Annotated in this window: 9 protein-coding genes; 4 read left to right on the top strand and 5 right to left on the bottom strand. The window is 45.3% G+C overall.

Annotation, left to right across the window (positions count from 1 at the left end):
- Positions 1-131: 131 nt before the first annotated feature.
- The 4 genes from cdd to metG all read right to left on the bottom strand — a co-directional run bounded on the left by cdd (position 132) and on the right by metG (position 4512).
- The gene (gene cdd, locus XBJ1_RS04045) at positions 132-1016 is read right to left on the bottom strand and encodes a cytidine deaminase (protein WP_012987502.1); all 885 of its coding nucleotides are present in this window, start codon (positions 1014-1016) and stop codon (positions 132-134) included.
- 184 nt (positions 1017-1200) lie between these two features.
- Positions 1201-1896, bottom strand: a complete 696-nt coding sequence (locus XBJ1_RS04040; RefSeq protein WP_012987501.1) for a CidB/LrgB family autolysis modulator — start codon at positions 1894-1896, stop codon at positions 1201-1203.
- Positions 1897-1898: 2 nt separating this feature from the next.
- Positions 1899-2342: a CidA/LrgA family protein gene (locus tag XBJ1_RS04035; protein WP_012987499.1), complete on the bottom strand. Its 444-nt coding sequence runs from the start codon at positions 2340-2342 to the stop codon at positions 1899-1901.
- 142 nt (positions 2343-2484) lie between these two features.
- Positions 2485-4512 carry a methionine--tRNA ligase gene (gene metG / locus XBJ1_RS04030; protein WP_012987498.1) on the bottom strand — a complete coding sequence of 676 codons (2028 nt, stop codon included), beginning with the start codon at positions 4510-4512 and terminating at the stop codon, positions 2485-2487.
- Between the two features lie 210 nt (positions 4513-4722).
- Here metG and apbC point away from each other — a divergent pair, with 210 nt between their 5' ends.
- From apbC to asmA, 4 genes are all read left to right on the top strand, one after another.
- Positions 4723-5835 carry an iron-sulfur cluster carrier protein ApbC gene (gene apbC / locus XBJ1_RS04025; RefSeq protein WP_012987497.1) on the top strand — a complete coding sequence of 371 codons (1113 nt, stop codon included), beginning with the start codon at positions 4723-4725 and terminating at the stop codon, positions 5833-5835.
- 330 nt (positions 5836-6165) lie between these two features.
- On the top strand, positions 6166-6807 hold the full coding sequence (udk, locus tag XBJ1_RS04020) for a uridine kinase (RefSeq protein ID WP_012987496.1): 642 nt from the start codon (positions 6166-6168) through the stop codon (positions 6805-6807).
- A gap of 48 nt (positions 6808-6855) precedes the next feature.
- Positions 6856-7437 carry a dCTP deaminase gene (gene dcd / locus XBJ1_RS04015; protein WP_012987495.1) on the top strand — a complete coding sequence of 194 codons (582 nt, stop codon included), beginning with the start codon at positions 6856-6858 and terminating at the stop codon, positions 7435-7437.
- A 49-nt stretch (positions 7438-7486) separates the two neighbouring features.
- Positions 7487-9346, top strand: coding sequence for an outer membrane assembly protein AsmA (gene asmA, locus XBJ1_RS04010; RefSeq protein ID WP_012987494.1), 1860 nt, complete (start codon positions 7487-7489; stop codon positions 9344-9346).
- Positions 9347-9547: 201 nt separating this feature from the next.
- On the opposite strand, the gene XBJ1_RS18960 is transcribed toward asmA, so the two are convergent.
- Entirely contained in the window at positions 9548-12775 is a 3228-nt protein-coding gene (locus XBJ1_RS18960) for a phage tail protein (RefSeq protein WP_012987492.1), read from the bottom strand.
- Positions 12776-12853 lie beyond the last annotated feature (78 nt).

The raw sequence follows: 12853 nt of genomic DNA, 5'->3' as shown, positions 1-12853 counted from the left end.
AAATGTTATGAATTTTTTCGATTATACCCCCTCTGAGCGATTCAGAGGGGAATTTTGCCATTTTGTTAAGTTATCTTAATTTCATGTTTGCCCGAATTTTTTACTGAATTGTTGTTTTTAAAGATGGGCAGTCAAAATCTATGGCATTCTATTTTGGTGCAACCGAGGGCAGTTAATGTGGATTCGGTTGCGCTTGATTGGGATAGATGGCTATTTTTTCCTTCCACTAATATTGCCCGTTTGATGGACTGACAATTGCCACCAGACATATTCATTAAGATCAGAGCTGCCTGTAAAGGCGGTAAACTTGGGTTAAATGCGGCATTTTCCGCATAGCGGCCGGTGTAAACCTGATCTTGTTCATCCAGCAGTGCGATACCGGCATGGGACTGGCTGTAAGGAGCATGGCTTTGGTTCGCCGCATCCAGTGCTGCCAGCACTAATTCGTCACAGGTATCCAATTGGTAGCCATGATTGACGGTATCCAGCAGTAATGGTGCGTCCAGTAAATCGTGTGGGCCGAAGGCTTCGGGCAGGTAGTCAGCCAGCGTCAAACGTGGGCGGTTGGGTAAACAGACTTCCAATTGTGTTCCACTGTTCAATTCATTCATGAACTGGCGGCAGTGCCCACAAGGCGAATAATTGACGGTGATGGAAACCAGCTTTTTTTCACCGCGCAGCCAAGCATGGGTGATGGCTGATTGCTCGGCATGAACGGTTTGCTGCAAGGGAACTCCAGCAAATTCCATGTTGGCACCAAAATAGAGGTTGCCACTTTCTCCCCGTGCGATTGCCCCGACGTAAAAATGCGAGATAGGTGTAATGGCACAGGCCGCTGCAAGTGGTAATAGAGCAAGTGCCAGCGCATGATCATCAAAACCGCAGATTTGCCTGATTGACTCAACCTGCTCCGCGGTCAGCATTGCTGGAAAATCGTCATTACCGATATAGGGTAACAGGGCTTCTTGCAGTTTAGGGGTAATTTCTGACCAAATAGCGTGAAAACGAGCTTGCATAGAATGATCTCCAAATTAATTGAAGGTCATTCTAGGATGTCTACTCAGGTTTGTAATGTGATAAACGCCATATAATCAGTGAAATGAGTGTAATAGATACGTTATTTTAGTGACTTATATCAAATTTTTACTATTTTTATGAATTTTTTCACCGTTTGATCACGAGTTGCTAACGAGCAAAATATTAGCCAAATAGATGAAGCAGTACAGGAAATAAAAAAGGTGCTATCAATGAGGTGATAATGCCGCAGGTCATCAGTGCCAAAGAACTGTATGCACCTTCAATATGATCGAGTTCGGCACAGCGTGCAGTACCCACGGCGTGGGATGCTGTTCCCATGGCCAATCCTCTTGAAGCCGACGTTTTTATTCCTAGAATATTGAACAGGTTATGACCAAAGATCGCGCCCAAAATACCGACAGTAATTACGCAAGCTGCACTGATAGCAGGAATTCCGCCAACGGAGTCAGCAACGGCCATGGCAATTGGTGTTGTGACGGATTTGGGCAGCACAGAGGCAGCGATTTCAGGGCTGGCTCCCGCCCATAACGCGATAGCTGTACCTGTCACCATCGCGACAATACTACCGATAAAACAGATGCTAATAATGGATTTCCATTGAGCGCGGATTTGATGGAGCTGCTCATAAAGAGGGAAGGCCAATGCGACAACGGCGGGTTGCAGTAAGTCGTTTAAGATCCTGCTACCGATAAAATAGTGCTCATAGGGGGTGTGAGTCATCAGTAGCAAAGGAATGATAACGGCCATTGATAGCAACAATGGATTAAAGATGGGCAGCTTGAGCTGCCGTGATAATTTTTTGGCGCAATAAAATACGAGCAGTGTTAATGGCAGTGACCACCAGATATGGCTTAACATTTTTATCTTTTATCCGATTGTTGTGATGGCGGGGAAGTGAGATCGGGTTCTTTTCGTTGAGCGCCGGTAATAATGCGTTTGCAATGGACATAATGGGAACTGTAAGCAACGACAATCATGACAATTACTGTACTGACGATACAGGAGAGAACAATCGGGAACATTTGCTGGCTAAGTTGCGGGTAATAATCCATAACACCCACCCCGATAGGTAAAAACAGTAATGTCATGTTTTTCATCAACAGGCTACAGCCCGGTTTCACCCAATATGCAGGAATAAGCTGGAATGCAAGTAAACAAAACAAAAGAAGTAAGCCAATAATGCTGCCGGGGAGAGAGAAGGGAAGTAGTGCTGAAGTGATATTCCCGGCGATGAGGCACAAATAGAGCAGCACGAATGCACGCAGGTATTGCCAGCCTATCACCAGCATGTTTCGGAAAGACATAAACATAATTCCTCAATATAACGAGGGTTTTATCATACGACTAACTCTGTAAATGTGCCATACATCACATTAAAAAGCGGACTTTTTTTGAGTCCGCTTTGTTGTTTATTATTATACCTTAATTTCACAAGGCATATGATGGTTATTTAACCTGCATTCCTGGTTGTGCGCCGCTGTCCGGGCTTAACAGGAAAATCTCTTTTCCACCAGGGCCAGCAGCCATTACCATGCCTTCAGAAATGCCGAAACGCATTTTACGTGGTGCGAGGTTGGCGACCATCACTGTCAGACGGTTCTCCAGCGCTTTGGGATCTGGATAGGCTGAACGGATACCGGAGAAGACCTGACGCGTTTCACTACCAAGATCAAGGGTCAGTTTCAGCAGCTTATCTGAACCTTCGACAAAATCAGCTTGCTTGATCAGTGCGATACGCAGGTCAACCTTGGCAAAATCATCAAATGCGATGGTGTCCTGAATGGGATCATCGGCCAGTGGGCCTGTCAGGGTTTTTTGTGGCTCGATGCTTTCTTTGGAGTCAGCCACCATCGCGTCAACTTTTGCCATCTCGATACGGTTAAACAGTGCCTTAAATGGTGAAACTTCATGGTTAAGCAATGGTTGCCGGATGCCATCCCAAGTTAGTTCGGTATTTAAGAATGCTTCTGTACGGTCAGTCAGGCTCGGAAGAACCGGCTTCAGGTAAGTCATAAGAACGCGGAACAGGTTGATACCCATTGAGCAGATGGCTTGCAGATCGGCATCCCGACCTTCTTGCTTGGCAACAACCCACGGTGCCTGTTCGTCAACGTAGCGGTTTGCCAAATCGGCTAATGCCATGATTTCACGGATGGCCTTACTGAATTCACGGTGGGTGAAGTCTTCCGCAATGCCTTCAGCCGCATCAACAAATTGCTGGTACAGCGCAGGATCAGCAAGTTGATCAGCCAGTTTGCCCGCAAAACGTTTATTGATGAAACCTGCGTTACGTGAAGCAAGGTTAACCACTTTGTTCACGATATCGCTGTTAACGCGCTGAACGAAATCTTCCAGATTGAGATCGATGTCATCAATACGGGAGGAGAGCTTCGCAGCATAGTAATAACGCAGGCAATCTGCATCAAGGTGCTTCAGGTACGTTTCAGCTTTGATAAACGTCCCGCGCGACTTGGACATCTTCGTGCCGTTAACCGTGATATAGCCGTGGACGAACAGATTGGTCGGCTTGCGATAGTTGCTGCCTTCCAACATGGCTGGCCAGAACAGGCTATGGAAATAAACGATATCTTTACCGATGAAGTGGTAGAGATCTGCTTCGGAATCTTTCGACCAGAATTCGTCGAAATTCAGGTCATCACGTTTGCTGCACAGGTTTTGGAACGAGCCCATGTAGCCAATTGGCGCATCCAGCCAGACGTAGAAAAATTTGCCCGGTTCATCAGGAATTTCGAAACCGAAATAAGGTGCATCACGAGTGATATCCCATTGTTGCAGACCCGCGTCGAACCATTCCTGCATTTTGTTTGCGACTTGTTCTTGCAAGGAGCCGGAACGCGTCCATTTTTGCAGCATGTCGCTGAAAACAGGCAGATCAAAGAAGAAGTGCTCTGTATCGCGCATTTCTGGCGTCGCGCCGGATACTGCCGAGCGGGGATTAATCAATTCCGTTGGGCTGTAAGTGGTTCCGCAGACTTCGCAGTTATCGCCATACTGATCTTCGGCCTTACATTTCGGGCAGGCACCTTTGACGAAACGGTCTGGCAGGAACATGCCTTTTTCTGGATCGTACAGTTGAGAAATCTTCCGGCTCTTGATGTAACCGTTCTTTTTCAGTTTCAGATAAATTTGGGACGCAAGTTCTTTATTTTCTTCGCTGTGTGTAGAGTGGTAGTTATCGTAGCTGATGGCAAAGCCGGCAAAATCCTGCTGATGCTCTAGGCTCACTTTGGCAATCATTTCTTCTGGCGAGATCCCACTCTGCTGGGCTTTCAGCATAATTGGTGTGCCGTGGGCATCATCAGCGCAGATAAAGTGAACCTCTTTGCCGCGCATTCGATGATAACGAACCCAAATATCAGCCTGAATGTGTTCTAGGATATGACCGAGATGAATTGGACCGTTAGCATAAGGTAACGCACAGGTCACCAATAATTTGTTCGCGACTTGAGACATGGTTAGGATCTGACTTCCATATATTGAAAAGGGTTTTTGATGTTACCTGATCAAGGGCATTGTCGCTAGGGTAACGCAAGATCTTCGTTACTTTTATTTAAGGCGCTATTCGGCGTCGATTTCAATTTTGGTCTTATCCCAAGCCGCCGGCTTCTGCTATGATGGACGAACGGTTTTAGGTTAAAAGAAGACAAATCAAAAGGAGCCGGGATGAACTCACAATCCCCCGAGCAGACCAGTCCTGACCTGCTGAAAGAACACGTTGTGAAAATACTGGCAACGTTCAAGCATCCGACTTTAGAGCGAGACTTGATAGCCCTGAAAGCATTGCATCATTGCGCCATGCTTGATGGGGTACTGCATATTGAATTAATGATGCCGTTCGTCTGGAAGCGGGCTTTTGCAAAACTGAAGGAAGAAACGACTCAATCTTTGCAAACGGCTACTGGAGCAAAATCTGTTGACTGGCGGCTTACCTATGATATCTGTACCTTGCGCCGCGCTAATAATCTGCCGGGTGTCAACGGTGTCCGCAATATTCTGGCGGTCAGCTCAGGGAAAGGTGGAGTGGGGAAATCCAGCACGGCGGTGAATCTGGCACTGGCGCTGGCGCAGGAAGGGGCAAAGGTGGGTATTCTGGATGCGGATATTTATGGTCCGTCCGTGCCCAATATGCTTGGCACAGCTCAAGAGCGCCCAACTTCACCTGACGGCCAGCACATGGCGCCGATTATGGTGCACGGCATGGCGACGAATTCCATCGGCTATCTTGTCACAGATGACAACGCGATGGTTTGGCGCGGGCCAATGGCGAGCAAGGCTCTGATGCAGATGTTACAGGATACACTGTGGCCGGATCTGGATTACCTGGTCATCGATATGCCGCCGGGAACAGGGGATATTCAGTTAACGCTGTCCCAGAATATTCCGGTGACTGGCGCGCTGGTTATTACAACGCCGCAGGATATTGCTCTGATCGATGCGATAAAAGGCATCGCGATGTTCCAAAAAGTTAATGTGCCAGTATTGGGTATTATTGAAAACATGAGCATCCACATATGCAGCAACTGTGGCCATCAGGAGCCGATTTTTGGTACGGGTGGTGCAGAGAAACTGGCGGAAAAATACCATTGTCAATTGTTGGGGCAGATTCCGTTGCATATCTCACTGCGTGAAGATCTTGATCGCGGCGAACCAACGGTCATTAGCCAGCCTGACAGTGAATTGGCAGATATTTACCGTGACATTGCCGCCAATATCTCTGCTCAGATGTACTGGCAGGGAGAGAAAATTCCTACGGAAATTTCTTTCCGCGCAGTTTGAGTTAAGCAATTTCGTGTCGATACGCGACGGAACGTTGTTGATTAGCAACAGTCACTGTGACTTTGTTGGTATTGTCGCTATCTGGTCTGTGATCGGTTCATGAATCCTATATCAGCATCGCCGATCAATGGCTCTGTTTATACAGAGCCATTTTTTCATTTTTCAAGGTGAAATCGCGGGATTTTTATGCGAGGCGTATAGAAAAAAACGAGACTTATCTTGTTTACTCTGGAATAGAAGTCATTAACTCCCTATAATCCGCCAAACATAGCATTACTGAATGCTACGTCCCCACTTTATTTTTTCTTTTTTAACCAGGTTACTTCTATTATGGCTGATGAAGCACATAAGTGTACAATCGTAGGTATTGCAGGTGCCTCTGCCTCAGGCAAAAGTCTTATTGCCAGTACACTTTATAGAGAATTACGGGCTCAGGTTGGTGATCACAATATCGGTGTTATTCCAGAAGATTGCTATTATAAAGACCAAACAAACACTCCTCTGGAAGAACGTTATAAAGTTAATTACGATCATCCAAGTTCAATGGATCACAGTTTACTGTTCGAACATATCCAAGCATTGAAAGCCGGAAAATCCATTGAATTGCCTCAATATGACTATGTTGCTCATACCCGCAAAACCGAATCCATCCATTTTGAACCGAAACGCGTCATCATCCTTGAAGGTATCCTACTATTAACGGATAAGCGTTTGCGTCAGGAGATGGATTTCTCTATTTTTGTAGATACACCATTGGATATCTGCCTGATGCGCCGCATTAAACGTGATGTGAATGAGCGTGGACGTACATTGGATTCTGTCATCGAACAGTATAAAAAAACCGTTCGTCCAATGTTTCTGCAATTTATTGAGCCATCAAAACAATATGCCGATATTATTGTTCCCCGTGGTGGGAAGAACCGCGTGGCTATCGACATATTGAAAGCCAAGATTGGCCAATTTTACGAATAATTTGCCGTTCAGGCATTCATAAGCATCATCGTATTTTGAGAGGAATTAATGCGACTCTGTGACCGTGACATTATTAAATGGATTGATGAAGGTAAATTGGTAATTACCCCGCGTCCCCCTGTTGAACGTATAAATGGGGCAACTGCTGATGTGTGCCTTGGGAATCAGTTTCGCGTTTTTCGTGGTCATACTGCTGCCTACATTGATTTGAGTGGCCCCAAAGCGGAGGTCAATGCAGCACTTGATCGTGTCATGAGCGATGAAATCGTTTTGCCGGAGGGAGAAGTTTTCTTCCTCCATCCCGGCGAACTTGCATTGGCGGTAACGCTGGAATCGGTCACACTACCCGATAATCTGGTTGGCTGGCTGGATGGGCGTTCATCTCTAGCGCGTCTCGGCCTGATGGTACATGTCACTGCCCATCGGATTGATCCAGGCTGGCATGGTCAAATTGTTTTGGAATTTTATAACTCAGGCAAATTACCTTTGGCGTTGCGCCCAGGCATGGTGATTGGGGCGCTGAGCTTTGAACCCCTTTCGGGTTCAGCTGACCGTCCTTACAACCGACGTCAGGATGCCAAGTATAAAAATCAGCAGGGCGCTGTAGGCAGCCGAATTAGTGAGGACTAATTTTTTCTGGTGAAGGTATTCATCTTGTAGACATGAGACTGAGGAAGTCATGAAAAGATTGTTGACGACACTCGTTATTTTGTTAGTAGTCATTGTTGCTGGTTTAGCTGCGTTAGTTGTGCTGATTAATCCGAATGATTTTCGTAGCTACATAGTCGAACAGGTACAAAAGAAGAGTGGTTATCATCTCGTGTTACAGGATGATTTGCGCTGGCATATCTGGCCAAAACTGAGCATTCTGACTGGGCAGATATCACTAACGGCATCTGATGCTGAAATACCTGCGGTGGTGGCAGAGAACATGCGTTTGGATGTCGAATTACTGCCGCTGTTATCCCACCAGTTTGTAGTCAAAGAAGTGATGCTGAAAGGTGCAGTTTTGCGATTTATGCCGGACAGCCAGCCGCAGAAACAGGCTGAAGCCCCGATTGCGCCGAAAAGTGATATCCAATATCCGGTGGCAGGGGGTCAAGGTTGGAAACTGGATATTGCCAGAATCAAGGTAGCGGATAGCTTACTGGTCTGGCAAACTGATACTGATTCCCAATTAAATATCCGTGATATCAATTTTCTGATGGAGCGGAAGGATCAGGATCACGTGAATCTTGAATTCAGCAGCAAGATCAATAAAAACCAGCAGGAACTGGCATTCGAATTCAATACTTCCGTTGATATTTCTGATTATCCGCAGCGCTTGGCGGCTGATGTCAGTTCGCTCAAATATCAACTGAAGGGAGTCGGAGTACCGTCTGAGGGCATCAAAGGGACAGGCAGTGTTAGCTTAGCGTACCAATCATCTCCTTCATCCATTTCGCTACAAAAACTGGCATTAACGGTAAATGAAAGCGAACTTAACGGCAATATTGCTGTTAAATTGCAAAATAAGCCGCAATACACCATCAACCTGAGTTCGCCAAAACTGAATTTAGATAATCTTCTGGGATGGGATGCATTACCGCAAAATGATTTGCAGGCAAGGCATGATTATCGAATTGAAAACAGTTTATTGAAACCGGTGATTGCGACGTCTGTTTCACCATTATCAAATTATGATCTGAGTTTACTGAAAGCGTTTGAGGCCAATCTTTCGTTTGTGGCGGATAAGGTTATTTATCAGGGCATGGATATTGATAATTTTGTCTTGAAAGCTGTCAATGATGATGGAATGGCAGAAATCTTGAAATTGAGCGGCGATGTATTTGGTGGGCATTTTGCGCTCCCCACGACGATTGATGCCACGGTTAACCCAGCTAAATTACATACTAAACCGCTCTTACAAAATATAGAGCTGAAACCACTGTTGACGGCTCTGGCTCTGCCACCCGTATTCAGTGGGCAACTTGAACTGGATGGTGATCTTCTGGGGGAAGGCTATGATGAATATGCTATCACCCATTACTGGCAGGGTGATCTGAATATTGGCTTGGAAAATGCGCGTTTGGAGGGATTGAACATTCCTCAGCTTATTCAGCAGTCTTTTTCGAGGGCGACTGACCAAGTTAATCAGCCAGAGAGTACTGATGATTTTACAGAAGCAAAAAATATGTCTGTCAGAGCGCAATTGAATCAAGGTGAGCTCAAGGTTGATAACCTTTCTGCGATATCGGGAATGTTAAATATCACAGGGCAGGGCAAGGCGAATTTGCTGAAACAAAACACAGATATGTCGTTGTGGGTGCAATTGACAGGCGGCTGGGGAAAACAAAACGAATTTGTGCGTAATCTACAGAAATTAAAAGTGCCCCTGCGGGTTTATGGTAATTGGGATAACCTGCAATATAAGCTCGATGTTGAAGCATTGCTGAGTGATGAATTACAGAAAAAAGCCAAACAATCCATCAGAAATTGGATTGAACAGAATAGTCGTGCTGAAGATCGTAAGGAATTTGAGAATTTATTGAATAAATGAGTTTTCAACATACCTAATGAGATTATGGTGCTGGTTTATTTGTAGGGAGATGCAAAGGGAAATGTGCTTGGCTGGCAGATTGGATCTAAATTACTGAATATTAAAGGTGATCGCCTCGGCGATCACCTGATTTATGCCAATTCTATAGTGGCACGACTTCACTATAAAATAACGGGTTAGGAATTAAACTTCCAGTGTATATTAATACCCTATAACCTGATAATCGAAGTGAGGAACCCAGCCAACCTGCGGCGTTGTGACAGATATTGTCAATGTATCTTTCGACACTCCTACTCCATTTGGATTATTCCGCTGTGTTTTTACATCAGCAAGGTAACCCGGTTGTTGATTATCAAAATTACTCCCGACAATACTTGCATGGCATGAAATTATGCCGTTTGGCAAGCTGATTGGTAGCTGTATTTTGTAGTAGTGGGTATAGTATGTAACCCCACCGATAACGAATGAATTAACTTCACCAATCGGTTCACTAGCTACTGCGAGTCCGTTGATCTTGATGATATCACCAAGCTTGATTATGGTGACATCTGTTCCGACTCGACGGGATTCTATACCTAACCCAATGAGATCGGACAGGCCAAGATTTTTTACAAACGCTTTCTTGTCTGGGATATCCGCCCCGTTTTGGCCTTTCTCCAGTCGGCCGCTGGCGTTATTATTGGCGCTCTTAGCCAAGTCTTCAACTTTACTGATACGGAGATCAGTTTCCGCTTTAGTATAAGCGCTTACATCAGATGCTATAAGTTTAATGTCCGATAACAGCGCCTTGCCATTCACTGTACGAGTTAACGGCACTCGGCTATCCGCATTATTATTTGCGCTATTTGCCAGTTCCTTAACATCGTCGATGCGACTATCAACCTCTCCTTTGCTATAGACATTGAGGTCAGATGCTTGCAGTTTAATGTCTGTTAACAAGGATTTACCATTTACTGTGCGAGTTAATGGTACTTTGTTATCCGCGTTGTTATTTGCATTATTTGCCAGTTCTTTAGCATCCTCGAAAAGAATGTTGACATCTGCTTTGTTATAGACATCGATATCAGTCGCGGTCAGTTCAATATCTGTTGACAGTTCTCTGCCGTTTACTTTGCGATTTAATGGCACTTTGCTGTCAACATTTTGAATGGCAGAAATAGCATTCTTATTGGCAGTATCAGCGAGTTTATCAACTATGTTGATACGATCATCGGTTTCCTTCTTGTTATAGGCACCAACATCATCCGCAATCAGTTGAATATCGGTTGACAGTTCCTTGCCATTAACTTTGCGAATGAGTGGCACTTTGCTGCCGGCACTTTGAATGGCAGAAGTGGCATTTTGATTGGCGGTTTCAGCCAGTTTGTCAACTTTGTTGATACGATCATCGATTTCAGTTCTGTTATAGGTACCGATATCAGCCGCACTCAGCTCAATGTCAGTTAACAGCTCTTTGCCATTGACTTTACGGATTAACGGCACTTTGCTGTCGGCATTCTGAGTCGCGGTCGTGGCATTCTGGTTGGCGGTTTCAGCCAGAACTTTGACGTTATTAATATGTGTGTCAGTTTCTACTTTGTTGTAGGCACCAACATCTGCCGCGTCCAGTTTAATATCGGCTGACAGCTCTTTGTCATTAACTTTACGGGTTAACGGCACTTTGTTGTCAGCACTTTGGATCGCGGTGGTGGCGTTATGGTTGGCGGTTTCAGCCAGCTTATTGACATTACCAACCTGAGTCTTGACGTCACTGATACGGTCGTCAGTTTCTTTTTGACTATAGGCATTGACATCAGCCGCGCTCAGTTTAATATCGGCTGACAGCTCTTTGTCATTAACTTTACGGGTTAACGGCACTTTGTTGTCAGCACTTTGGATCGCGGTGGTGGCGTTATGGTTGGCGGTTTCAGCCAGCTTATTGACATTACCAACCTGAGTCTTGACGTCACTGATACGGTCGTCAGTTTCTTTTTGACTATAGGCATTGACATCAGCCGCGCTCAGTTTAATATCGGCTGACAGCTCTTTGTCATTAACTTTACGGGTTAACGGCACTTTGTTGTCGGCACTTTGGATCGCGGTGGTGGCGTTATGGTTGGCGGTTTCAGCCAGCTTATTGACATTACCGACCTGAGTTTTAACGTTATTGATATGATCGTCAGTTTCTACTTTGGTATAGGCACCGATATCCGCCGCATTCAGTTGAATATCGGCTGACAGCTCTTTGCCATTGACTTTACGGGTTAATGGCACTTTGCTGTCGGCATTCTGAATCGCGGTCGTGGCATTCTGGTTGGCGGTTTCAGCTAGCTTCTCAACTTTGCTGATATGCTCATTGATTTCCACCTTGTTATAGGTACCGATATCAGTCGCGTTTAGTTCAATATCTGTTAATAGTTCTTTGCCATTTACCTTGCGGGTTAATGGCACTTTGTTGTCAGCGTTTTGAATAGCGGAAGTCGCATTTTTATTGGCGGTATCAGCCAATTGCTCAACTTTATTGATATGAGCATCAATTTCCGACTTATTATAAGTACCGACATCCGCCGCGTTCAGATCAATGTCAGTTAGCAGCTCTTTGTTATTTACTTTGCGGGTTAAGGGGACTTTGCTGTCAGCACTTTGGAGGGCAGCAGTCGCATTTTGGTTAGCGGTATCAGTCTGTTTTTTAACTATGCCGATAAGCTCGTCGGTTTCCGCTCTGTTGTAGGCATTTACATCAAGTGCGGTCAGTTCAATGTCTGTTAACAGTTCTTTGCCATTTACCTTGCGGGTCAAGGGCACTTTACTGTCAGCGCTTTGAATTGCGGAGGTTGCATTCTTATTGGCAGTTTCAGCCAGAGCATGGGTTGTTCTTACCGCTTTTGATGTTGCAGCATGAGTTTCATTGTCACTATCTACCGCGTTACTCAAAGTGACAAGACCCTTTTCTTTCAATGTTGCATCTGGGTGATTGCGGCTTTCGGCATGATCTTTAATTTTTTCTCTCACGTAATTGCGTGTTGCCAGACCAGAAAATAGCTCGTTTACCCAGCCAGTCCAATCTGAGTTGCTGACGGGTAGCGCCATGCTAACGGTCTGTTCCTGCAATTGAGGTTTGTAGAGATCTGCACAGTTTCCGACGGCAACCAGCGTTCCATCCTTGTCAAACAGACCGATTTCGCGGATCCACCAGTCACCTTGACCCTCAGGAAGCACCTGTTCGGCGATAATCAGGTTGGGTTTTTTGGGGTCAATGGTCAGTACATCAATTTCAGCGCGATGCTTTTCATTAATCAGTTTGGATTGGGTGACGTTTGGGATGGGTAAGCTGCCACCGCCATCACCAACGGCCATATGGGTAATCTCAAGTTTTGTACCCGATGTCGCAGCATTTTCCAGTTTACTAGTGCCTGCATGTGTCAGTAATGCAAAATATTTTGTACTCATATAAAACCCTCATTTTATCAACAATAAATAGACGTATTGCTAACCCAGCCACAGGAAATTTTGTTAAAAAGTTCCCGG

The sequence above is a fragment of the Xenorhabdus bovienii SS-2004 genome (assembly GCF_000027225.1).
GTDB lineage: Bacteria > Pseudomonadota > Gammaproteobacteria > Enterobacterales > Enterobacteriaceae > Xenorhabdus > Xenorhabdus bovienii_C.
The sequence above is the reverse complement of the archived record's forward strand: the minus strand, read 5'-3'. Positions and strand labels throughout refer to the sequence as shown.

Bases quoted from the DNA above. Each gene is read 5' to 3' on its own strand.
- cdd (WP_012987502.1), bottom strand. From the start codon at position 1,016: ATGCAAGCTCGTTTTCACGCTATTTGGTCAGAAATTACCCCTAAACTG.
- asmA (WP_012987494.1), top strand. From the start codon at position 7,487: ATGAAAAGATTGTTGACGACACTCGTTATTTTGTTAGTAGTCATTGTT.
- udk (WP_012987496.1), top strand. From the start codon at position 6,166: ATGGCTGATGAAGCACATAAGTGTACAATCGTAGGTATTGCAGGTGCC.
- metG (WP_012987498.1), bottom strand. From the start codon at position 4,512: ATGTCTCAAGTCGCGAACAAATTATTGGTGACCTGTGCGTTACCTTAT.
- XBJ1_RS18960 (WP_012987492.1), bottom strand. From the start codon at position 12,775: ATGAGTACAAAATATTTTGCATTACTGACACATGCAGGCACTAGTAAA.
- dcd (WP_012987495.1), top strand. From the start codon at position 6,856: ATGCGACTCTGTGACCGTGACATTATTAAATGGATTGATGAAGGTAAA.
- XBJ1_RS04035 (WP_012987499.1), bottom strand. From the start codon at position 2,342: ATGTCTTTCCGAAACATGCTGGTGATAGGCTGGCAATACCTGCGTGCA.
- apbC (WP_012987497.1), top strand. From the start codon at position 4,723: ATGAACTCACAATCCCCCGAGCAGACCAGTCCTGACCTGCTGAAAGAA.
- XBJ1_RS04040 (WP_012987501.1), bottom strand. From the start codon at position 1,896: ATGTTAAGCCATATCTGGTGGTCACTGCCATTAACACTGCTCGTATTT.